Source organism: Microvirga sp. HS2 (assembly GCF_055792805.1).
In genome coordinates this window covers 75,172-96,780 of sequence record NZ_JBVVAJ010000001.1, presented here as the reverse complement: position 1 = coordinate 96,780, position 21,609 = coordinate 75,172, and the positions used below count along the sequence as shown (strand labels likewise).

Sequence of the window (21,609 nt, the reverse complement as noted above, 5' to 3'; positions counted from 1 at the left end):
ACGGACAAGCGGTGATCGCGTATAAACCGCCTGAGCGAGCACCGATGCCTGCCCGATCCCGGAACGAGGAACCTGCCATGACCCCCATCGACAGCCGCGGCCTGCCCCTGTCGACCACGTCCGATCTCGCGGCCGAACGCTACCGGCATGGGGTCGACCTGCTCCTCTCGGCCTGGCCCGGCGCTGCGGAGGCCCTGGAGGACGCCGTCGCGGCCGACCCGGACTTCGCTCTCGCCCACGCGGCCCGCGCGCGCCTGCACGCGATCCGGTCGGAACCGGCGCAGGCCCGCGCACGGATAGCGGCGGCGGAGGAGATCGTCGCGCGGCGCGGGAGCGAGCGGGAACGCAGCCACGTGGAGATCCTGTCGCTGGCCGTCAACGGCCAGCCGGCCAAGGCGCTGGAGCGGGCGTTCGCGCATGCCGACACCTGGCCGCGGGACGTGCTGATCCTGTCGCTGCCGCTCGGCGCCTTCGGCCTCTTCGCCTTCTCCGGCATGGCGGACCACGACCAGGCGCGCGTCGATCTCTGCGAACGCCACGCCCGGCATTTCGATGCCGACGATTGGTGGTTCCTGACCTACCGGGGCTGGGCTCATGCCGAGAACGGCAACGTCGCGCATGGCCGGGCGCTCACGCAGCGCGGCTACGACCTGCGGATCGAGAACGCCAACGCGGCGCATGCCCTCTCTCACGCCCTCTACGAGGGCGGCGCGCACGAGGACGCGGAGCGGCTGATCGCCGAGTGGCTGCCGCGCTACGACCGCTCCGGCACCCTTCATGGCCACATCGCCTGGCACTCGGCGCTGGGGGCTCTCGAGCGGGGCGATCCCGAGCAGGCGCTTGCGATCTATGCGGATTACATCCAGCCGTCGGTGACGGCCGGGATGCCGGTCAACGTGGTCAGCGACACCGCCTCCTTCCTGTGGCGGCTGAAGGCCTATGGCCACACGGTGCCGGCGGGGCTGTGGGAGGCGGCGGCCGCCTATTCCGGGAGCTACTTCCAGACGGCCGGTTTCGCCTTCGCCGATATCCACATGGCCATCCTCGCGGCGGCGACCGGCGACAGGGCCGCGATCGAACAGCGCGTCGCAACGCTGACGGGGCTGATCGAGGCGGAGACCCTCGCCGCCGGGTCCGTGGTGCCGTCGATCTGCCGCGCCGCGCTGGCTTTCGCGGAGGAGGATTATGCCGGGTGCGCGTGCATCCTGGGGCCGGTCGCGGGCGAGGTCGTGCGCATCGGCGGCAGCGGGGCCCAGCGCGAGATGATCGAGGACATGCTGCTGCTGGCCCTGATGCGCAGCGGCGAGACCGCGAAGGCCCGTGAGCTTCTCGACCGCCGCCTGCACCGCCGCCCTTCGCCGCGCGACACGCGCTGGCACGGCCTGATCGCAGCCTGAGGATTTCACATGTCACATGCTGATGCCAATGCCGCGGCCGGCCTCGCGCCCGCGACGCGATCCGGAGATGCGGATGTCCTGAGGCTCGCCGTCGCGCAGGCGCTCGCGGGGGCGAACTCGGCGGTCGTCTATGCCACCGGCGCCATCGTCGGCAACATGCTCGCCCCGAGCAAGGCGCTGGCGACGCTGCCGATCTCGGTTTTCGTGGTGGGGATGGCGGCCTGCACCCTGCCGGCCGGGGCCATCGCCCGGCGGCACGGCCGCCGCGCGGCGTTCCTCACGGGAACGGGCTGTGGCGTGCTCGTCGGGCTGCTGGCCGCCCTGGCCATCGTGCTGGGCTCGTTCTGGTTGTTCTGCGCAGCCACGTTCTTCGGCGGGGCCTATGCCGCCGTGGTGCTCTCGTTCCGCTTCGCCGCCGCCGATTGCGTCCCGCCGGAGCGGCGTGCGCGGGCGCTGTCCGCCGTCATGGCGGGCGGAGTGTTCGCCGGAATCATCGGTCCGCAGCTCGTCACCTACACCATGGACCTGTGGCAGCCTTACATGTTTGCGGCGACGTTCCTGGCGCAGGCCGCGATCGCGGCCGTGTCCGCCCTCGTCCTGCTCGGGGTCCGGGTTCCGATGCCTACGGCGGCGGAGGTCGCCGGCGGCCGCCCGCTCGGTGTCATCGTGCGACAGCCCCGCTTCATCACCGCCGTGATCTGCGGGGTGGTCTCCTATACGCTCATGAACTTCATCATGACGGCCGCGCCGTTGGCGATGCGCCTGTGCGGCCTGTCGCAGGAATTGTCCAACCTCGGCCTGCAATGGCACATCATCGCCATGTACGGTCCGGGCTTCTTCACCGGCCGGCTGATCACGCGCTTCGGCGCGCCCCGGGTGGTGGCCGCCGGATTGGCCCTGACGGCCATATCCGCCGCCATCGGGCTGACGGGCGTGGATGTGGCGCATTTCTGGCTGACCCTGATCCTGCTCGGCCTCGGGTGGAACTTCGGCTTCGTGGGCGCGTCGGCGCTCGTGCTCGAGTGTCACCGTCCGGAAGAGCGGACACGGGTGCAGTCGCTCAACGACTTCCTGGTGTTCGGGACGATGGCCCTGGGCTCCTTCTCGTCCGGCAGCCTTCTGACGTCTTATGGCTGGGACATTGTGCTCTGGGTGTCGTTCCTGCCCCTCGCGGTGGCGGTCGCGGCTCTCGCCGTCACGGCATCGTCCCGCGCCAGCCGCGCGGCGTGTTGAGACGCGCGGCCTTTTTCGCAAGGGTGAAGGCAAGGATGAAGGACGGTAGGGGCCGATGCGCTGATCTAACGAGTGGAGCATCGGATCAATCCCAAAAGTGAAAGTCCACTTCTGGGTCCGATGCTCTAGAAGCGGTAGTGCAGCCGCACGCAGCCCTTGTCGATCACCTGCGCGCTGACGAGAGTCGGGCTCGCGCGAAAGCCGGTGAGCGGAAAGAGCGGTCGGCCGCCGCCCAGCATTTCCGGGATGACGTAGATCTCGATCTCGTCCAGCGCCCCGCGCTCGAGGAACGCCATCTGCAACTCACCGCCGCCCAGCATCCACACGTCGCCGTCATCCAGCTCGCGAAGTTCGCGAATCAGCGCATCGACGTCGCTGCGGACCTCCAGTGGACCTTTGGGATCGTCGATCGACCGCGACGTGACGACGATCACGCGCTTGTCTGCGTAGGCCCAGGGGGAAGGATCCCGCGCCAGGAAATCATACGTCCCCCGTCCCATCACCACGGTGCGGATGCGCTTGAGGAAAGCACGGTAGTCGTGCTCGCCGAGGTTCATGTCGTCGTATTTGAACAGCCAGTCGAGACTGTCGTCCCCGGTGGCGATCAGCCCATCGAGGCTGGTGGCGATATAGCCCAGGATCCTGGGCATGGTGGCCTCCGTTGATTAGTAAATGAATGTACGTTTATATATCGTCATGGCAAGACCCAAGACGATTCCCGACGAGCAGGTGCTCAATACTCTCTTCGAAGCGCTCATGGAGAGCGGGCCCGACGGACTCACCTTCACCCGCGCGGCGCTAGCCTGCGGTCTCTCGCCGGCAACCCTGGTCCAGCGCTACGGCGCCCGGGAGACACTGGTTCAGGCTATTCTGCTGCGGGCCTGGGACCGGCTGGACGCAGAGACCGAGGCAGCGGACGCGGAGGAGGCACCGACGCCCGAAGGCGCGATCAGCCTGCTGCTGCGCCTCATGCCGCCCGAAACCGCGGAACGCGACGCGAGCAACGGCCTGCTGCTCCTGCGGGAAGATCTGCGCAATCCCGTCCTGCGCAGCCGCGGCGCGGCCTGGGGCCACCGCCTGGCCGAAGCTCTCGGCCGCCGCCTTTCAAAGGATCGGGCGCAGGGACTACGCCTCGGTTGGCAGATGGCGAGCCTTTGGCAGGGCGCCCATACGTGGTGGGCCTTCACGCGCGAGGAGCCGCCGGACCAGGCGATCAGGCGGGCGTTGGAGGAGTGGATCGCGGGATTGAAATGACCGCTGTCGGCACAGGGCAGACGAAGGCCGAAGTTCCGTGCTTGCAGGTAAGCCGACCTTCATGAGGCCACGCGCATCGGCTCCAGTTTGACCCGCTTCGAACCTGGCGACAAGCTTCGGCAGAACCCCCGCTGTGCGAGTGACAGCGACCACAGTGAGCTCAGGGCGGACATCGATGCCGAGGGGGCACGGGCCGCGCCGATCCACATCCCTTGTCAAAGGGAAGCGCCCACATATGTCGGTGCCGTGTCACTTGGCTGCGAGTGACAAACCTTGGAACCGGGACAGTCCGGGCCCACTTAAGCGGAGGTCGAGCAGGTCTCGGGGTTTTGGAGGACGATTACGTGGGTGACACTCTCGCACGCCTGAAGAGCGGGGTTGAAGGACTGGACACGGTGCTCTGTGGCGGTCTGATCGATGGCTCGGCTTACATCGTCCAAGGACGCCCGGGCGCTGGAAAGACCATCCTGGCGAACCAGATCGCGTTCACGCAGGCAGCCTTAGGTCGCAGGGTCCTCTATGTGACGCTCCTGGCAGAGACCCACGAACGTTTGTTCCAATCGCTTTCGGCCCTTGACTTCTATGACGCTGCCAAAGTGGGCAACGGCATCAACTTCGTCAGTGTTTTTCAAACGCTTAGGAGTGAAGGGCTCGGCGAGGTCGTCGAGACGCTACGGCAGGAAATCAAGCGGCAGAAGGCCAACCTGCTGATCTTCGACGGCCTCTTGAATGCCCGCGACACAGCAGGCAGTGATCTTGATGTCAAAACCTTTGTCGCGGAACTGCAATCGCATGCGGCCTTCGCCCACTGCACCGTTCTGTTCCTGACCAGCGCGCAGATCGACGATTCCAGCCCGGAACATACCATGGTCGACGGAGTGATTGAGCTCTCCGAGCAAACGACCGGCGTGCGGACCGTGCGGCAGCTCCGGGTCCGCAAGTCGCGAGGCAGCGCGGCCATCGGGGGCTACCATCAATATGTGATTTCGGACAGCGGGGTCACGATCTACCCGCGGATGGAGGCAGTCCTTGCCCGTCCGACGAATGATCATGATCCCGATCTCAAGCGCGTCCCCACCGGCATTGCCGGCCTCGATTCCATCATAGGGCAGGGGTTGCCGCAATCGTCCGTTACCCTCCTGATGGGCCCGACAGGCAGCGGAAAGACAACGTTCGGGCTGAACTTTCTCAGTCAGGCAACCGACAAGGAGCCAGCGCTTCATTTCGGATTTTACGAGACACCCGCGCGGCTGGCGCTCAAGGGCCGCTCCGTCGGTGTGGACATCGCGGCTCTGGTCGAGGGCGGCATGCTTGAGGTCATCTGGCAGCCCTTGACCGAAAACCTGCTGGACGAACTCGGTCATCGGCTGCTGGATGCCGTTCGCCGGCGTGGGGTCAAGCGCCTGTTCATTGATGGCTTAGGCGGCTTCCAGCGCGCGGCAGTCCCGCCAGAACGGCTGGTCGAATATCTTGCGGCTCTGACGAACGAACTTCGGGCTCTGGGCGTCACCACGCTTGCCACATGGGAAATGAGGGACCTCTTCGGCTCTCAGATTACGAATCCCTCTCCGGAATTTTCGGGCATCATCGACAACCTTCTCCTGCTGCGTCAGACGGAGCTTCAGTCTGAGCTCCATCGTGTGCTGGCTGTGATCAAAGTCCGCGACAGCGCGTTCGACCCACGCCTTTATGAAGTGAAGATCACCGAGCGCGGGCTCGCCATCGGTCAGCGGCTGCAAGAGGTGGAAGGTGCCCTCACCGGCACGGCCCATCCCACCTCCACCGGCCGTCAGACGTGATTGCGAACGAGGACGCTGCATTGTGACAAAGATCCTGGTCGTCGATGACGAGTTTCTTGTAGCCGACATGGTGACATGCCTGCTGGAGGACGAAGGGTACGAGGTGGCGCAGGCGCCTCATGGACGCCGAGCCTTGGCCATGATCAAAGCGGAGCGCCCGGGGCTCGTCATTACCGATTTCATGATGCCGCTCATGACAGGTCTCGAGTTGGCCGAAACGCTAAAGTCCCTGCCGGAGTATCGCGATGTTCCGGTGATTCTGATGAGTGGGGCGCAAGGGGCGATCGCGCGGGACCGCCACGATCTGTTCGCGGCTGTCTTCGATAAACCTTTTCAGAATGGTCGCCTGCTCGAGACAGTGCGGGAGCTCATCGGCACAGCTTCGTAGGCGTGCCGGTGAGCCTAGAGCTGATTCCCCTTACGTGGAATCAGCTCTCTTTTCTGATTGCCGCACTTTTCAACGGCGAACCGGATCCACTTCGCCGAAAAGTGCTCTAAGGTTTCGTGAGGCAGCTGCGCAGCGCTCGAGAGCAGTCCTCATTGACGGGCCGGCAGACGTACGGTCGAGCTTGATCTATTCCCGACCTTCAAGCCGTTTTGTCTTAAAATGGAAAGGCAATGTCCCTCAACATTGAGGCGACAGTGCTTTCTCATGCTTCTATAATTGTCATCGCGTCCTACGAGGGCCTTGACGCGTGTCGAACGCCGCCCACGTCAAGCGTCCTTCACCTTGACCCAAGGAGCGCGTGTTATGAAATCACTGAGACTGATGACGTTCGCCGCCCTTTTACTTGGTGCCTGGCTCGGGATGGCCTCACTGGAGCAGGGCCGGATCGGCTTCGCGCCCGCTGAGGCAGCGCAGGGCTGCGGCCCTGGCTTTCACCGGGGCCCCTATGGCTATTGTCGACCGAACTACTACCGCGGCTATTATGCTGCGCCCCGCTACTACTACCGTGGCGGCTACTACGGGCCGCGGTACTATGGCTACCGTCGCCCCTATTATGGCCGCCGATACTACGGCTATCCTAGGGCTTATTACCGTCGGCGGTACTAGAGCATTTTTCGGCGAAGTGGATCCGGTTCGCAGAAAAATATGCGGCATTTCAAACAGAAGAGCTGATTCCACGTAAGGGGAAACAGCTCTAAAGCATCGGACCTAAAAGCGGATTTGCACTTTTGGGGCGGATCCGATGCATTCTCCTGAGAAGAGAGCATCGCGCGGCCTCCGCAGCGGTCGGATTTATGCTGAGCGTAGTTTCCGCTGGCGGTAACGCAATCCGCCAGAGAATTTGGGTTTGCCGAAGCCGTGCGGCGGCTTCTGGCGCAAGGCGGAAAGTGGACTTGCACTTTTGGCACCCATCCGATGCTCCCCTCTCTGGAAGAGCGCATCGTTCATGCCGCCCGCTGGGTCCGCACGATGCGCCAGAGCCGTTCCCACTTGCGTGGAAAGATGCACGTCAATCAGCATCTTCGAGCATCGGACGTGGGGACGATTTCTCGTCCGATGCTTCAGGGAATGGGAGCCCGCCGTTGTGTCCGGGCGCGAATAGCCCCGCGCTTCCCGATGGAAGGCGGGGCTTTGATCGAATGCGTTCCTGAGGGCGCGGCGAGGCTCGGGATCGTTCGTGCAGCCCATAGGTGTACGAAACGGAGAGTCGGGCTCGTCGCCGATTCGAGTCAGGATACCCCGGGCTGGAGTCAGACTTTCATGCCCGAGGATATGACACGCGTCCCTTACACGTCGAGATTCGCCACCGAGAGCGCGTTCTCCTGGATGAATTCGCGGCGGGGTTCCACCACGTCGCCCATGAGCTTCACGAACAGGTCGTCGGCGTCGGTCGTGTCCTTCACCTTGACCTGCAGCAGCGAGCGCACGTTGCGGTCGAGGGTGGTCTCCCAGAGCTGCTGGGCAGTCATCTCGCCGAGGCCTTTGTAGCGCTGGAGCTGCAGGCCCTTGCGGCCGTAGGCGATCACGGCGTTGAACAGGGAGAGCGGACCGTCGATCTGCATCTCGTCGCTCTTGCGCACGAGCTTCGCCGGCTTGGCGTAGACGTCCTGCAGCGACGTGGAGCGCTCGTCGAGCTTCTTCGCCTCCTGGCTCGCGATCAGGGCCTGATCGAGAACCGCCGTCTGCGTCACGCCGCGCACGGTGCGCGAGAAGGCATAGCCGCCTTCGCTCACCTCGCCCGTCCATCCGCGCTCGAGCTCCTCGGAGATCGCATCGAGGCGCGTGGCGATGTAGGCCGCCGCCGCGGGACCCCGCTCGGGATCCTCCACCACATCGGGGCGCAGCGCGCCGGCGATCGCCGCCTGCTCGACGGCCTTGCGGTTGTAGCGGGTGTGCAGGTTGTTCAGAACCTGGCGCACGAGACGCGCCTCGTCGATCAGGCCCTTGAGCTGATCGCCCTGGAATTCCAGGCCGCTTTCGAGCTGCAGGGCCGCGCCTTCGATGCCCGCGTCGATGAGGTAGTCCTCCAGCGCGCGCTCGTCCTTGAGGTAGATCGAGGACTTGCCTCGGGTCGCCTTGTAGAGCGGCGGCTGCGCGATGTAGAGGTGCCCGCGCTCGATCAGCTCCGGCATCTGACGGAAGAAGAACGTGAGCAGCAGCGTGCGGATGTGCGAGCCGTCCACGTCCGCGTCCGTCATGATGATGATGCGGTGGTAGCGCAGCTTCTCGACGTTGAACTCCTCGCGGCCGATGCCGGTGCCCAGCGCCGTGATCAGCGTGCCGATCTCCTGCGACGACAGCATCTTGTCGAAGCGCGCCCGCTCCACGTTGAGGATCTTGCCGCGCAGGGGCAGCACGGCCTGGAAGGCGCGGTCGCGGCCCTGCTTGGCTGAACCGCCGGCCGAGTCGCCCTCCACGAGGATGAGCTCGCATTTCGAGGGATCGCGCTCCTGGCAATCGGCGAGCTTGCCCGGCAGCGATGCCACGTCGAGCGCGCCCTTGCGGCGGGTGAGCTCGCGCGCCTTGCGGGCGGCCTCGCGGGCGGCGGCGGCTTCGACCACCTTGCCGACGAGGGTGCGGGCCTCCTGCGGGTGCTCCTCGAGCCAGTTGTTGAGCGCCTCGTTCACCACGTTCTCGACCGCGGGCCGCACCTCGGAGGAGACGAGCTTGTCCTTGGTCTGCGACGAGAACTTCGGATCGGGCACCTTCACCGACACGACGGCGGTCAGGCCCTCGCGGCAATCGTCGCCGGTGAGCGAAACCTTCTCCTTCTTCGTCATGCCGGAGGATTCGGCATAGCCGTTCACCTGGCGGGTGAGCGCCGCGCGGAAGCCCGCGAGATGCGTGCCGCCATCCCGCTGCGGGATGTTGTTGGTGAAGCAGAGTACGTTCTCGTGGTACGAGTCGTTCCACCAGAGCGCCACTTCCACGCCGATGCCGTCCTTCTCGGAGCGGATCATCACCGGCTGCGGGATCAGCGGGGTCTTGGCGCGGTCGAGATAGCGCACGAACGCCTCCACGCCGCCCTCGTACATCAGCTCCTCGCGCTTGTGCTCCGCATGGCGCTTGTCGGTGAGCACGATGCGCACGCCCGAGTTCAGGAACGCCAGCTCGCGCAGGCGATGCTCGAGGGTGGCGTAGTCGAACTCCACCATGGTGAAGGTCTCAGGGGAGGGCAGGAAGGTCACTTCCGTGCCGCGCTTGTCGGGCGCGTCCCCCACCACCGCGAGCGGAGCCGCGGCGTCGCCGTGGCGGAACTCCATGAAGTGTTCCTTGCCGTTGCGATAGATGCGCAGGCGCAGCCAGGTCGAGAGCGCGTTCACCACGGACACGCCCACGCCGTGCAGGCCGCCGGATACCTTGTAGGAGTTCTGGTCGAACTTACCGCCGGCATGGAGCTGGGTCATGATGACCTCGGCCGCCGAGACGCCTTCGCCGGCGTGGATGTCGGTGGGAATGCCGCGGCCGTTGTCGGTGACGGTCACCGAGCCGTCGGCGTTGAGCGTGACGGTGACTTCCGTTGCGTGACCGGCCAGAGCCTCGTCGATGGCGTTGTCCACCACCTCGTAGACCATGTGGTGCAGGCCCGAGCCGTCATCGGTATCGCCGATATACATGCCCGGCCGCTTGCGTACCGCATCAAGGCCCTTGAGCACCTTGATCGATTCCGCGCCATAGGCGTCGGCATTCACGTTGATAGCAGGTTCGGCCATTTGGGATCCTTCAAGGCGCAGCGGAAAGAAGGAGGGGCGCGCCAGGGGTTTGATTCGTCAGATCAGATATTTAGTGACGATTGGTTGAAATTTCACCCCCGCGCGCCTACGCGCGCGTGGAAAGGGGCCGAAAAATCCACGGAAAAGTGCCGATTCAGGGACTTCGAGGGGTGGTTCTTTGTCTCAGGAGACTCCGGAGGCTCTTCAGCGCGAGAAAGCCGAAAACAAGCGCGAGCGTTCCCCGGATCGGGCCGGCCTGCTCGACCGTCACGCCATCTTCCGTATCGTAACAGCGGCCAAGCACGTTGAAACAATCCCGCCAGCGCCAATAACGGTCGTGAAAGGCGTATGCGCAGGCAAGGCTCACGCACGACCAGAGCATGAACCGGGCGGTTGCCATTGCCCGTCAGCGGGCCGCCATGGTTGCCGCCGCCCCCGCCATGGCCGCGCCCGTAGTACGGTTGAGGATGCGGATCGCCCTTGGGCTGGTGAAGAGCCGGCGCGCGCGGGTCGCGAGCAGAATATAGCCGCCGAACACCACCGCGAGCACGCTCAGCGTCGCCACCACCAGCTCCAGATAGCCCAGCATCGTGATCCTGGTGAGATCGAGGAAGGTGGGCAGAAGCGCGAGATAGAACACGATGGATTTCGGGTTGCTCAATGTCACAGCAAATCCGCTCAGGAACAGCCGGATGGGGGGCTCGCTCTTCTCGTGAATCTCAATGACCGAAACTGTTGCAGGAGTGATCCAGAGCTTATAGGCGATGAACAACAGGTACGCCGCCCCCGCGTATCGAATCACCAGAAACACCCATTGAAACGCCTGCGCGAGCGCGGCCAGGCCCAAAACGGCGCAGGTCAGCCACACGACGCTGCCGGCCGCCATGCCTGCCCCGAACGGAATCGCTTCCCGTGCCCCTCGTCCCAGGACGCGCGCGACGAGAGCCGTGATGCTCGGTCCCGGAGAAACGGCAGCAATGAAGAGAGGGGAAACGAAGAGGAGCAGACCTGACAGATCCATGGAAGATCATCCGAGGAGCGCAGAATTGCGCTCTAATACAACATAACAAAAAATGCTCTTCAGCTCCAGCGGATTCGATGGCTACGATCAAAGGTGCCTCCGCAACGAGAATATGCTGCCCTTGTTGATGCTCCTACCGCACCGCGACGGCCGCTGCGGCACCGGCCATGACTGTCCCCGTGGCGCGGTTGAGGACGCGGATGGCGCCGGGGCTGGTGAAGAGCCTGCGGGCCCGGGACGCGAGCACGATGTAGCCGCCGAACACCACCGCAAGCACGGCCAAGGCGACGAGAGCGAGTTCCGCATAGCCCAGCATCGTGATCCTGGTGAGATCGAGGAAGGTGGGCAGGAGCGCGAGATAGAACACCATGGACTTCGGATTGCCGAGCGTGAGCGCCAGCCCGCCGAACAGGAGCTTCGCCGGATGCTCGGCCCTCTCCTCGGCCTCGACCTCCCGCGCCGTGGCGGGAGCCGTCCAGAGCTTGTAGGCGATGTAGAGCAGATAGGCCGCGCCAGCGTATTTGATCGCCAGGAAGACCTCATGGAAGGTCTGGGCCAGGGCGGCGAGCCCTAAGACCGCGCAGGTGAGCCAGACCACGTCGCCCAGGGCGATTCCGATGCTGAAGGGCACTGCCTCCTTCGGGCCGCGTTCGAGCACCCGCGCCACGATGGCGGCAATCCCCGGACCGGGAGAGGCCGCGGCAATGAAGAGCGCGGACGAGAACAGGATCAGACCTGCGAGTTCCATGGGTTGTCCTCGGCTAGAGCTGTTTCCCCTTGCGTGGAATCATCTCTTTTCTTTGCTTTGCCGCATTTTTGACGGCGAACCGGATCCACTTCGCCGAAAAATGCTCTAGTCGACGATGAAGAGCTTCGCGCCGATGGTCGATTGGGTCCGGTGAGCCGCGGTCTGATCGGCAACTTGGAAGCTCTGACCCGGCAGAAGCGTGAAGACCCGCCCATCCTCGAGCTCGGTGACAAGCTCACCTTCGAGAACGAACAGGATATGACCTTTGCTGCACCAATGATCTGCCCGATATTCCGGCGAATACTCCACCAGGCGCACGCGAATGTCGTTGAACTGCTGGGTGTGCCAGATCGCCTGGCCTGTCTCCCCGGGATAGACAACCGGGTCGACACGAGACCAATCCGTCATGCAGAAGGGAATGTCCGACAGTTTCATGGGGCGCCCTGGATTGTAATAATGTGTCCAGGGGTAACATGCAGGAGATCGGCGCGTCCGTCCAGTTCCTGGAAGAGGCTCGGATCCGCGCCTGTCATCCAGACCTGTCCGCCCAGTGATTCCAACGCTGCGAAGAGTCCCGCGCGGCGGCGCGGGTCGAGATGGGCGGCGACCTCGTCGAGGAGCACGAACGGGGCGATGCCGCTCATGCTGGCCACCAGGCGCGCATGGGCGAGCACGAGACCAATGAGAAGGGCCTTCTGCTCACCTGTAGAGGCGGTATTGGCGGCAATGTCTTTGGGGCCGTGGCGCACGAGCAGGTCCGAGGCCTGCGGGCCGATGAGGGTTCGTCCGGCGGCGCGGTCGCGGGCACGATGATCGCGCAGGATTGCGCGGTAGCGGTCCTCGGCGTCGACGGCGGGAAGCGTGGCGACCAGTGTGTCGATCTCGCCTTCGATGGTCATCGTCGCGAAGGGGAAGGGGGATTCCTCCTCGCGGGTCTCCAGGATCAGCTGGCTGAGCCGCTGGACGGTCTCGCGCCGCGCCGCGGCGACCGCGATGGCAAGCTCCGCCACCTCACGCTCCAAGGCATCGAGCCACAGACGGTCGTCGGGGTTTTCCTCCAGCACGCGGTTGCGGGAGCGCAGCGCACGCTCCAGGGCATTCACCCGGGTGCCGTGCTCCGCGTCCACCGCGAGCACCAGGCGGTCGAGGAAGCGGCGGCGGTCACCGGCCGGACCGCGAAACAAGGCATCGAGATCGGGCGTGAGCCAGACGACCCGCAGGAATTCGGCGAAGGCCGTCGGCGAAGAAGCCGCCGTGCCGTCGATCCGGCACAGGCGGGAGGCGCGGCCATTGTCTCCCTGCGGCTCGAGGCCGGTGCCGAGGCGGTGCTCGCCGTAAGCGGTATCGAGGGCGAGCGAAACGGCAAAGGATCCGGGACCGCCCTGGCGGGCCATGTCGCCGAGCTCTGCGCGGCGCAGGCCCCGTCCCGGCATGAAAAGGGAGATCGCCTCCAGCACATTGGTCTTGCCTGCCCCGTTCTCGCCTACGAGCGCCACGAGCTGGCGCGAGACGGAAAGGTCCAGGCTCGCATAGGTGCGGAAATCCTGGAGGATCAGGCGAACGATTCGGGAGGCGGCGACGGGAGAAGCGGACATGCGTCCCCTTCTTTCAGGAGAGAGCCTGAAAGATCAAGCGTTGGCACGGCCAAAGCGCATTTTACGATTGTTCCCGAACTCTTCCTTCGTCATGGCCGGGCCAAGCCCGACCGTTCCGATCCGAAGATCGCCGCGTCTTTCCCTCGGGATCACCGGCGCAAGGCCGGTGACGACGCGAGTTTCAGCGCAGCGACTCTTACACGCGCATCGGCATCAGGACGTAGAGCGCGGATGCGCCTTCGCGATCCTGGATGAGGGTGGGCGAGCCCGGGTCGGCGAGCTTGAAGAGGGCCGTATCGCCGTCGAGCTGGGACGTGATGTCGAGCAGGTACTTGGCGTTGAAGCCGATGTCGATGGGACCGGAATCGTAATCGACCTCGATCTCTTCCGTCGCGCTGCCCGAATCCGGATTGTTGACGGTGAGCGTCAGGCGTCCGTCGGCGAGCGCCAGCTTCACGGCGCGGCCCCGCTCCGAGGAGATCGTGGAGACGCGGTCGACGGCCTTGGCGAAATCGCCGCGCTCGACCACGAGGACCTTGTCGTTGCCGGACGGAATGACGCGCTGGTAATCCGGGAAGGTACCGTCGATGAGCTTGGAGGTCAGCACCACGCCGTCGAAGGTCAGGCGGACCTTCGCCGAGGACAGCTCGACGGTGATGCTCTCCGATCCGTCCTCGACGAGCTTGACGATCTCAGCCACGGCCTTGCGCGGAATGATCACGCCGGGCATGCCTTCCGAGCCCGTGGGCGCGGGCAGCTCCACGCGGGCGAGGCGATGGCCGTCGGTGGCGACTGCGCGCATCACGAGCGATCCGCCCGCATCCAGCGTGTGGAGATAGATGCCGTTGAGGTAGTAGCGCGTTTCTTCCGTCGAGATCGCGAACTGCGTCTTTTCGATCAGGCGCTTGAGATCGGCAGCCGTCAAGGTGAAGCGGTGCGGAAGGTCGCCGGCGGCGAGATCCGGGAAGTCGCTCTCGGGCAGCGCCTGCAGCATGAAGCGCGAGCGGCCCGAGCGGATCTGCATCTGGCCCATGTCGGCGGTCATCTCGAGGGAGACCTGAGCGCCGTCCGGGAGCTTCCGCACGATGTCGTAGATCATGTAGGCGGGCACCGTGGTGGAGCCTGCCTCCGTGATATCGGCGGGAATTGTTTCCGTGACCTCGATGTCGAGGTCCGTCGCACGTAGGCGCAAGGCGCCGTCCTCGGCGCGCAGGAGCACGTTCGACAGGATCGGGATGGTGTTGCGGCGCTCGACGACGCGGTGCACGTGCCCCAGCGCCTTCAGAAGAGCGGCGCGCTCAACAGTAACTCTCATAACGCGACACCTATTGTCGGTGAAATTCTTGGCCTGTCACCAATGCGACAAGCGGAGCGGCAAGATTGGCGTCTGTTGCCGGAGAAAGCAAGGCCACAGGTTTGGACCGTTCCGGGTGGGGGCTTCCTGCCGCCTCGGAAGGGCTTACTCCTGGAGCATCCGCTTGAGCAACTCGACCTCGTCGGACAGGGCATGGTCCTCGCCGAGCGCCTTTTCGATCTTGCGCACTGCATGGAGCACGGTGGTGTGATCGCGGCCGCCGAAGCGGCGACCGATCTCCGGCAGGGAACGCAACGTCAGCACCTTGGACAGGTACATGGCGATCTGTCGCGGACGCACCACGGCGGCGGTGCGGCGTTCCGAAAGGATGTCCGAGCGGGAGACGTTGTAGCGCGAGGCCACGAGCTTCTGGATATCCTCGATCTTCACCCGCTTCGGCTCGCGATTGCGCACGAGGTCGCGGATCGCGGTCTCGGCGGTCTCGAGGGTGATGGCCGAGCCGGTGAGCGTGGCATGGGCCAGGAGGCGGTTCACCGCGCCTTCGAGATCGCGGCCGTTCGCCGTGATCGAACGGGCCACGTAGGCGATGACGTTGGGGCCCACCTCGAAGGTGGGATGAATGGCTTTGACGGCCTCGATGCGGGTGGAGAGGATCGAGGTGCGAAGGGCCTCGTCCAGCGCCGTGACCTCGACCACGAGGCCACCCGCGAGGCGCGAGCGCACGCGCTCGTCCAGATTCTCCAGATCCGCCGGCGGACGGTCGGCGGCGATCACGATCTGACGGCCCGCGTCGATGAGTGCGTTGAGCGTGTGGCCGAATTCCTGCTGGATCTGCTTGCCCTGAATGAACTGCACGTCGTCGATGATGAGCAGATCGATCCCGCGCAGGCGCTCCTTGAAGGCCAGCGACGTCTGTGCCTTCAGGGATGCGACGAAGCCGTACATGAAACGGTCCGCGGTGAGATAGATGACGCGCCGGCCCTGGGTGCGCATCTGATGGCCGATGGCGTGGAGCAGATGGGTCTTGCCGAGGCCCACGCCCGCATGAAGGTAAAGCGGATTGTAGATCACCTGACCGTTCGGCGCATGGGCCACCCGATCGGCGGCAGCATGCGCCAGGGCGTTGGAGCGGCCGACGATGAAGCTCTCGAAGGTCAGGCGCGGATCGAGCGGCGCGCCGCCGAGATCCGAATTCTCCGTCCGTTCCTCCTGAGGGATTGCGAGCGACGGCGCCTTGGGCTCGCTGGCCTGAACGGCCATCGGCATGGAAGCCGGCGTGTTCGGGCGGACGGCCTCGTTGGGACGGCGCTGGGAAGCCGCCTCGCGGCCGATCGTGTTGCGCACGCCGATCGCCACGCGCTCCACGTCCTTGGTTTCGGAGCGGTAGACCGACAGGACCCGGTCGGCATAGTGCGACTCGATCCAGCTCTTCAGGAACCGGGTCGGCACCGTCAGATAGGCGCAGCCGTCCATCACCGTGTCCAGCTCCAGGCGGCCGAACCAGCTGGCGAAGATATCTTCGCCCAGCTCGGCACGCAGGCGACGCTTGACCCGCGTCCAGACATCCGATGCCGTTTGCTCGCCAGAAGCCTCCATGCCGCTCTCACTGGCAGCGGCAAAGGCGCGATGGTCCTCGCTGCGATACATCAAATTTCCTCCACGAGGCTTCGCCGGATTTGGCGAAAACCCCCACGCATGACCCGTTCTGAACAGAAAAGCAGCCCTGATTCACAGGTTGTTCAGAACGTGGCGCCCCCAATTGTACTAAAGATTATCGAACCGCTTTGAAGTCGAGGCAGTCGGAAAACGCTACCATCCGGACATCCTATCAAGCTCTACCAAGACTACCTCTGAGGAAGACACGTGCTTGCGCTTGCTTCTTGTTAGAATGAAACAAAGCCCTGACCCCATGGTTGTTTTCTATAGCTTGGGACTTGAACGGATGACTTCACGGCGAGCCGTTGAAGCAGGATGACCATATACAGGCTGGGGAAGGGCGCGCAACATGGTCGAGTCGACAGGCGTCCCGGGAGGAGCCCAAAAAGGCTCCACAGACCCGTCCACAGGTTTTGGGGTGCGGCGATAAAGTCCTGACTCTACAACTGATTCACAGTGTCGCCCCGGGTTGTTTCAGCCCCCGAAAAAAGCTTGTTCCGCAACCTTGATTCAGGATCGATTCGGCTCACGATGGAGTGTGATTCCGATGCTTCGCGAACCTTTGCCTGCTAAACTACTGATCGGCATCGTCATTTCATGTGCATTTTGAATCCACGACATGTGGATTCTCACCCTGTTTTTCAGGGATAAAGTCAAGCTCCCGTGTGGATAAAAGGCGGGCGAAAAGCTGCTACCGGAACCCTTCTGTTGGCTCCTCCGCCGGATGACGGGAGGGGAGCCCCTTTCGGGCGGCCTGAAACGGTCGGCAAGGCCAGGGAAGCGTGGCCGTGGCCCAGTCGCCGCCGTGCGGCAGGAGCGGCGCTCAGCGGCGCGGTAATGAGAGGTCGAGGGCCTTCGAGGGCTGCTCCGCCGCAAGGCTTCCAAGGCCCCCTGGAGGATCGGACATGAAAAGTGGATCTGCACTTTTGAGTCCCCTCCGATGCTCCAATCTTTCGAAGGGCGTATCGTTCAAGCGGGCCCGCCGGGTCTGCACAATGCGCTCAGCGGCCCTCTTCAAGAGGGATCATCGAGGGGGGCTCGGTCGTCGAAATGGGCGCGGCGCTCGCGTTTCTCCGGCTAAGGGCTAGAGCATCGGACACAAAAGTGGACTTGCACTTTTGGGATCAATCCGATGCTCCACCCTCTAAGCAGCGCATCGTTCGGAGCGGAAAACCGGGTCCACTTTTCCGCACGATGCGCTAGGCCGGAATCCTACTGGGGCCCGGCTCGTTCCGGAGGGCAGGGCTTGTGCCGGAAAATGATACAAATCGGAGAAGAAAGGGGCGGGCCAGGCAGCAAAAAACCCGGCCGTTGGGCCGGGTTCGATCATCGTCGCGATGGCCTGAGAGCGATTTAGGCGCTCAGGGCCTTGATGCGGCTCGTCAGGCGCGAAACCTTCCGCGAGGCGGTGTTCTTGTGCACGATGCCCTTCTGGGCAGCGCGCATCACTTCCGGCTCGGCGGCGCGAAGAGCGGCGAAGGCTTCGGTCTGGTTGCCGGAGGCGATCGCCTCCTCGACCTTGCGGATGAACGTCCGCATGCGGCTGCGACGCGACTTGTTGATCGCGGTGCGCTTCGCAATCTTGCGGGTCATCTTCTTGGCGGACACGGTGTTGGCCATGGCCAATCCTCGTTTGTTAAAAGTCCGACGCGACAAGCCCGGCTTGGAGCCCCGTCAGCGATCGGTTGATGAATGGAAACCGAAGAGCCCGCGGACGCGCAGGCTCGTGTGGGGCGGCTTATAGACGTGATCCTTCGGAACGTCAATGTCCGTGGGCCTTCGCGTGTCAAAAAAGCGCCGGGAGGCTTCCGAGCGTCCCTTCCGACAGGATCAGGCGCCACGGATTGGCCGGATCGAGGAGGAGTCTCAGCGCCATGGCGGCCGAGACCAGAACCAGCAGTGGGCGGATGATCCGGCTCCCCAGACGCATCGCGAGCCGCGAGCCCACCTGCGCCCCGAGAAACGAGGCTCCGGCCATGACGAGACCCACCGGCCAGATCACGGCTCCGGTCGCCGCATAGAGAAGAAGACTGCCCAGGTTGCTCGCAAGGTTCAGGAGCTTGGTATGGGCGGTGGCCCGAACCACCCCGTAGCCGAGGAGCGTCACGAAGGCGAGCATATAGAAGGAGCCGGCGCCAGGTCCGAAAATCCCGTCATAGAAGCCTATGGCAACCGGGGCGGTGGCGCCGAAGGCAAACGCCGTCATCCGGGCATGGGCGTCCTCGTCCTTCACTTTGCGCGACAGGGCGAAATAGAAGGCGATGGCGATCAGGAGCACCGGGATCAGCATCTGCAGAAGGGATTGCGGCAGGAAGCGCACGCAGAGCGCGCCCACGATCCCGCTCACGAAAGCCACGGCCGCGAAGCCCCAAGCCTTGCGCCAGTCGATCAGCTCGCGGCGTCCGAAGGTATAAGTGGCGGATGCCGCTGCGAAGGCGCCCTGCACCTTGTTGGTGGCGATGGCGCTCGCCGGACTCAGGCCCGCGAGCATGAGAGCGGGCACCGTGAGGAGGCCGCCGCCGCCTGCGATGGAATCCACGAAGCCTGCGAAAAAAGAGATCGCGGCGAGCGCCGCGATCATGTCGAAGCCGATATCCGGCACGGCTATTGGTCCACGGTTACTGGTCTTTGAAATCGGCCGCGCGCTTTTCCACGAAGGCGGCCATGCCTTCCTTCTGGTCGGCGGTGGCGAACATGGCGTGGAACACCCGCCGCTCGAAGCGGATGCCCTCGGACAGGGACACCTCGTCGGCGCGATTGATGGTTTCCTTCGTCATCATGGTGATGGGCAGCGACAGGGCCGCGATGGTCTCCGCCGTCTTCATGGTTTCGGGCATGAGCTCCGCGAGGGGCACCACCCGTGCGACGAGTCCGGAGCGCTCGGCCTCCTCCGCGCCCATCATCCGTCCGGTGAGGCACATCTCCATGGCCTTGGCCCGGCCGATGAGGCGGGTGAGGCGCTGCGTGCCGCCCATGCCGGGCATGACGCCCAGCTTGATCTCGGGCTGGCCGAACTTGGCGTTGTCGGCCGCGATGATGAAATCGCACATCATGGCGAACTCGCAGCCGCCGCCCAGCGCGAAGCCCGCTACCGCGGCGATCATCGGCTTGCGGCGGCCCGCCACCTTCTCCCAGCCGGAGAACTGGTTGTCGAGATAGATCTGCGGATAGGCGAGGGATGCCATTTCCTTGATGTCGGCCCCGGCCGCGAAGGCCTTCTCGGATCCGGTGACCACGATGCAGCCGATCGTCGGATCGGCCTCGAAGGCGTCGAGGGCCTGGTTCACCTCGTTCAGGAGAGACGAGTTGAGGGCATTGAGTGCCTGGGGTCGGTTGAGGGTGATGAGACCCACCTTGCCGCGCGTCTCGACGATGATCGTTTCATAGGCCATGGCCGCCATCTCCGCTGTTCCGTCCCTGGGTTACGGGAGGCGGCGGGGCTCGGCAAGTCCCTATCGACGTCCCCGATACCAAGGAGCCATGCCTTCAGCTCGATGCGGCCTCCAAGGCGGGATGGCCGGGCTTGCCCGGCCATGAATGACGATATGGATCGGATTATTCGACCACCTTGCGGTACAGATGCCAGGTCGCGTGCCCGAGGATCGGCAGCACCACGGCCAGCCCGATGAAGAGCGGAATGAAGCCGATGACGAGCGCCAGGGCGACGATGAGCGCCCAGACGACCATGGGGCCAGGATTGGCGGCCACCGCCCTGAAGGACGCGAGGATCGCGGGGATCGCGCCCACGTCCCGGTCGAGCAGGAGCGGGAAGGAAATCACGCTCAAGGAGAAGACGGCGGCGCTGAAGAGGAAGCCGAGGGCATTGCCCACGATGATGAGGATCCAGCCGTTCCGGGTGGTGAAGACCTCATGCAGGAAGGTGCTCATGGAATCGGGGGCGTGCCAGCCGAACAGCGACTGGTAGAGCGCCTGAGCCATCATGAGCCAGGCGATGAAGATCACCATGAGCAGAACGCCGAGGGCCGCGATGGATCCGATGGAATGCGAGCGGAAGACATTGGAGACGCTGCCCACGGACACCTCCTGCCCGCGCTCGCGCTCGCGGCTGATCTCGTAGAGGCCCACGGCGGCGAGCGGGCCCACGAGGGCGAAGCCCGACATCAGCGGGAAGAGGAGCGGCAGCATGTTGTTGCCGAAGGCGAGCCCTGCGAAGAACACGCCGAGGATGGGGTACAGCAGGCCGATGAAGAAGAGATGGGTCGGAGCGGCCCAGAAATCCGCAGAGCCCCGCCTCAAGGCATCCACGAGATCGGAGGTGCCGATCCTGCGGATCGTGAGGTGCTCCGATACCGGGTCGCGCTGGATGTGGGAAACGACGTCAATCTTGGCCATGGCAGTCCCTCCTGAACCTCGAGTTCAAGCGGTCGCGAGCCTGTCCTGCAGAAGATGCCGACGGTGAAGGTCGCAACCTGCAAGCAACAAGAATCTATGCCTTTTCAGGCTTTTTCGGGGAGCCCGCGACCTTGGCCGATCACATTATCGAGCGCGGGGCCGCTTCTGGCAGACCGGGCAATAGAAGGTGGACCGGCCGGATTGCACCAGACGCGTGACCGTGCCGGTGCATTCGGGCGTCATGCAGGGCTCTCCCTCCCGGTCGTAGACGCGGAAGGAGTGCTGGAAATAGCCGAGCGAGCCGTCCACCTGGGCATGATCCCTCAAGGTGGAGCCGCCCGCCGTCACCGCTTCCGAGAGAACGTCCCGGATCACCTCCGCCAGCCGATGCGCCTTGTCCGTCGGCTTGCCGGCCTTGGTGGCGAGCGACCCCGCAGGGGCTTCCGGGTGAAGGCCGGTGCGGAACAGAGCTTCGCAGACATAGATGTTGCCGAGACCCGCGATCAGGCGCTGGTCGAGGAGGGCGGCCTTCAGCGGTGCCCGCTTGCCCGCGAACAGATCGGCGATGACATCCCCCGAGAGTTCGTTGCCGAGAGGTTCGATGCCCATCTCCGCGAAATGCCGGCAGGTTTCGATCCCGGACCGGGGCACCAGATCCATGAAGCCGAAGCGGCGGGCGTCGTTGTAGGTGACGCTCGCCCCGTTGGAGAGCTGGAAGATCACGTGATCGTGGGCGTTGAGGCCTCCGTGCTCGTGGTGGAACTCTCCCGGCATCCGGGTCGCTCCCGCTTGCGTCACCAGGAAGCGGCCGGACATGCCGAGATGCATGATCAGCACCTCCCCGGAGGAGAGATCGGCGAGCAGATACTTGGCCCGGCGCCCCAGAGCCCTAACCTCCTGTCCTTCCAGACGCTCCGCGAAGCGTTCGGGGAACGGAAAGCGCAGGTCCGGACGGCGTTGCACCACCTTGGTGAAGCGGGCGCCCACCATGGCGGGTTCCAAGCCCCGCCGGACGGTTTCGACTTCGGGCAGTTCGGGCATCAACCATCTCTTCGGTTCTTAGGAGCCCTTACATAG

19 protein-coding genes are annotated in these 21,609 nt (G+C 64.5%); 6 read left to right on the top strand and 13 right to left on the bottom strand.

Going from position 1 to position 21,609, the window contains the following annotated elements:
- The first annotated feature begins 77 nt into the window (after nt 1-77).
- Nucleotides 78-1,397 carry a tetratricopeptide repeat protein gene (locus ACS5Q0_RS00415; RefSeq protein WP_473124980.1) on the top strand — a complete coding sequence of 440 codons (1,320 nt, stop codon included), beginning with the start codon at nt 78-80 and terminating at the stop codon, nt 1,395-1,397.
- Between the two features lie 9 nt (nt 1,398-1,406).
- Nucleotides 1,407-2,630, top strand: coding sequence for an MFS transporter (locus ACS5Q0_RS00410; protein WP_473124624.1), 1,224 nt, complete (start codon nt 1,407-1,409; stop codon nt 2,628-2,630).
- Nucleotides 2,631-2,755: 125 nt separating this feature from the next.
- Here ACS5Q0_RS00410 and ACS5Q0_RS00405 read toward each other — a convergent pair whose 3' ends face one another.
- Nucleotides 2,756-3,280 (bottom strand): dihydrofolate reductase family protein, encoded by a 525-nt coding sequence (locus tag ACS5Q0_RS00405; RefSeq protein ID WP_473124623.1) that lies wholly within the window; start codon nt 3,278-3,280, stop codon nt 2,756-2,758.
- A 46-nt stretch (nt 3,281-3,326) separates the two neighbouring features.
- Here ACS5Q0_RS00405 and ACS5Q0_RS00400 point away from each other — a divergent pair, with 46 nt between their 5' ends.
- The 4 genes from ACS5Q0_RS00400 to ACS5Q0_RS00385 all read left to right on the top strand — a co-directional run bounded on the left by ACS5Q0_RS00400 (nt 3,327) and on the right by ACS5Q0_RS00385 (nt 6,737).
- The gene (locus tag ACS5Q0_RS00400) at nt 3,327-3,884 is read left to right on the top strand and encodes a TetR/AcrR family transcriptional regulator (protein WP_473124979.1); all 558 of its coding nucleotides are present in this window, start codon (nt 3,327-3,329) and stop codon (nt 3,882-3,884) included.
- Between the two features lie 263 nt (nt 3,885-4,147).
- On the top strand, nt 4,148-5,683 hold the full coding sequence (locus ACS5Q0_RS00395; RefSeq protein WP_473124622.1) for a DUF7125 family protein: 1,536 nt from the start codon (nt 4,148-4,150) through the stop codon (nt 5,681-5,683).
- Between the two features lie 22 nt (nt 5,684-5,705).
- On the top strand, nt 5,706-6,071 hold the full coding sequence (locus ACS5Q0_RS00390) for a response regulator (RefSeq protein WP_473124621.1): 366 nt from the start codon (nt 5,706-5,708) through the stop codon (nt 6,069-6,071).
- Between the two features lie 363 nt (nt 6,072-6,434).
- Nucleotides 6,435-6,737, top strand: coding sequence for a GCG_CRPN prefix-to-repeats domain-containing protein (locus tag ACS5Q0_RS00385; protein WP_473124620.1), 303 nt, complete (start codon nt 6,435-6,437; stop codon nt 6,735-6,737).
- A gap of 680 nt (nt 6,738-7,417) precedes the next feature.
- Here ACS5Q0_RS00385 and gyrB read toward each other — a convergent pair.
- The 12 genes from gyrB to mutM form a co-directional block, all read right to left on the bottom strand.
- Entirely contained in the window at nt 7,418-9,844 is a 2,427-nt protein-coding gene (gene gyrB, locus ACS5Q0_RS00380) for a DNA topoisomerase (ATP-hydrolyzing) subunit B (RefSeq protein WP_473124619.1), read from the bottom strand.
- Between the two features lie 406 nt (nt 9,845-10,250).
- A complete protein-coding gene (locus tag ACS5Q0_RS00375) occupies nt 10,251-10,865 on the bottom strand; it encodes a LysE family translocator (RefSeq protein WP_473124618.1) in 615 nt (204 codons plus the stop codon).
- Between the two features lie 133 nt (nt 10,866-10,998).
- Nucleotides 10,999-11,613, bottom strand: coding sequence for a LysE family translocator (locus ACS5Q0_RS00370; protein WP_473124617.1), 615 nt, complete (start codon nt 11,611-11,613; stop codon nt 10,999-11,001).
- A gap of 105 nt (nt 11,614-11,718) precedes the next feature.
- On the bottom strand, nt 11,719-12,048 hold the full coding sequence (locus ACS5Q0_RS00365; RefSeq protein WP_473124616.1) for a DHCW motif cupin fold protein: 330 nt from the start codon (nt 12,046-12,048) through the stop codon (nt 11,719-11,721).
- Nucleotides 12,045-13,208, bottom strand: coding sequence for a DNA replication/repair protein RecF (recF, locus tag ACS5Q0_RS00360; RefSeq protein ID WP_473124615.1), 1,164 nt, complete (start codon nt 13,206-13,208; stop codon nt 12,045-12,047). The genes ACS5Q0_RS00365 and recF overlap by 4 nt, the downstream gene beginning before the upstream one ends.
- Nucleotides 13,209-13,404: 196 nt before the next feature.
- Nucleotides 13,405-14,523: a DNA polymerase III subunit beta gene (gene dnaN / locus ACS5Q0_RS00355; protein ID WP_473124614.1), complete on the bottom strand. Its 1,119-nt coding sequence runs from the start codon at nt 14,521-14,523 to the stop codon at nt 13,405-13,407.
- 144 nt (nt 14,524-14,667) lie between these two features.
- Nucleotides 14,668-16,119, bottom strand: a complete 1,452-nt coding sequence (gene dnaA / locus ACS5Q0_RS00350) for a chromosomal replication initiator protein DnaA (RefSeq protein WP_473124978.1) — start codon at nt 16,117-16,119, stop codon at nt 14,668-14,670.
- Between the two features lie 1,413 nt (nt 16,120-17,532).
- Nucleotides 17,533-17,799, bottom strand: a complete 267-nt coding sequence (gene rpsT / locus ACS5Q0_RS00345; protein ID WP_160884582.1) for a 30S ribosomal protein S20 — start codon at nt 17,797-17,799, stop codon at nt 17,533-17,535.
- A gap of 166 nt (nt 17,800-17,965) precedes the next feature.
- Nucleotides 17,966-18,781 carry a TSUP family transporter gene (locus tag ACS5Q0_RS00340; RefSeq protein ID WP_473124613.1) on the bottom strand — a complete coding sequence of 272 codons (816 nt, stop codon included), beginning with the start codon at nt 18,779-18,781 and terminating at the stop codon, nt 17,966-17,968.
- Between the two features lie 16 nt (nt 18,782-18,797).
- A complete protein-coding gene (locus ACS5Q0_RS00335) occupies nt 18,798-19,571 on the bottom strand; it encodes an enoyl-CoA hydratase (protein WP_473124612.1) in 774 nt (257 codons plus the stop codon).
- Nucleotides 19,572-19,734: 163 nt separating this feature from the next.
- Complete coding sequence (locus ACS5Q0_RS00330; protein ID WP_473124611.1) at nt 19,735-20,532, bottom strand: DUF2189 domain-containing protein; 798 nt, start codon at nt 20,530-20,532, stop codon at nt 19,735-19,737.
- A gap of 144 nt (nt 20,533-20,676) precedes the next feature.
- Nucleotides 20,677-21,573: a bifunctional DNA-formamidopyrimidine glycosylase/DNA-(apurinic or apyrimidinic site) lyase gene (mutM, locus tag ACS5Q0_RS00325; RefSeq protein WP_473124610.1), complete on the bottom strand. Its 897-nt coding sequence runs from the start codon at nt 21,571-21,573 to the stop codon at nt 20,677-20,679.
- Nucleotides 21,574-21,609 lie beyond the last annotated feature (36 nt).

Excerpts from the sequence above, each read along its gene's own strand:
- ACS5Q0_RS00365 (WP_473124616.1), bottom strand. The coding sequence starts at position 12,048 with ATGAAACTGTCGGACATTCCCTTCTGCATGACGGATTGGTCTCGTGTC.
- ACS5Q0_RS00375 (WP_473124618.1), bottom strand. The coding sequence starts at position 10,865 with ATGGATCTGTCAGGTCTGCTCCTCTTCGTTTCCCCTCTCTTCATTGCT.
- rpsT (WP_160884582.1), bottom strand. The coding sequence starts at position 17,799 with ATGGCCAACACCGTGTCCGCCAAGAAGATGACCCGCAAGATTGCGAAG.
- gyrB (WP_473124619.1), bottom strand. The coding sequence starts at position 9,844 with ATGGCCGAACCTGCTATCAACGTGAATGCCGACGCCTATGGCGCGGAA.
- mutM (WP_473124610.1), bottom strand. The coding sequence starts at position 21,573 with ATGCCCGAACTGCCCGAAGTCGAAACCGTCCGGCGGGGCTTGGAACCC.
- ACS5Q0_RS00415 (WP_473124980.1), top strand. The coding sequence starts at position 78 with ATGACCCCCATCGACAGCCGCGGCCTGCCCCTGTCGACCACGTCCGAT.
- ACS5Q0_RS00405 (WP_473124623.1), bottom strand. The coding sequence starts at position 3,280 with ATGCCCAGGATCCTGGGCTATATCGCCACCAGCCTCGATGGGCTGATC.
- ACS5Q0_RS00385 (WP_473124620.1), top strand. The coding sequence starts at position 6,435 with ATGAAATCACTGAGACTGATGACGTTCGCCGCCCTTTTACTTGGTGCC.
- ACS5Q0_RS00400 (WP_473124979.1), top strand. The coding sequence starts at position 3,327 with ATGGCAAGACCCAAGACGATTCCCGACGAGCAGGTGCTCAATACTCTC.
- ACS5Q0_RS00335 (WP_473124612.1), bottom strand. The coding sequence starts at position 19,571 with ATGGCCTATGAAACGATCATCGTCGAGACGCGCGGCAAGGTGGGTCTC.
- ACS5Q0_RS00410 (WP_473124624.1), top strand. The coding sequence starts at position 1,407 with ATGTCACATGCTGATGCCAATGCCGCGGCCGGCCTCGCGCCCGCGACG.
- ACS5Q0_RS00330 (WP_473124611.1), bottom strand. The coding sequence starts at position 20,532 with ATGGCCAAGATTGACGTCGTTTCCCACATCCAGCGCGACCCGGTATCG.
- recF (WP_473124615.1), bottom strand. The coding sequence starts at position 13,208 with ATGTCCGCTTCTCCCGTCGCCGCCTCCCGAATCGTTCGCCTGATCCTC.
- ACS5Q0_RS00370 (WP_473124617.1), bottom strand. The coding sequence starts at position 11,613 with ATGGAACTCGCAGGTCTGATCCTGTTCTCGTCCGCGCTCTTCATTGCC.
- dnaN (WP_473124614.1), bottom strand. The coding sequence starts at position 14,523 with ATGAGAGTTACTGTTGAGCGCGCCGCTCTTCTGAAGGCGCTGGGGCAC.
- dnaA (WP_473124978.1), bottom strand. The coding sequence starts at position 16,119 with ATGGAGGCTTCTGGCGAGCAAACGGCATCGGATGTCTGGACGCGGGTC.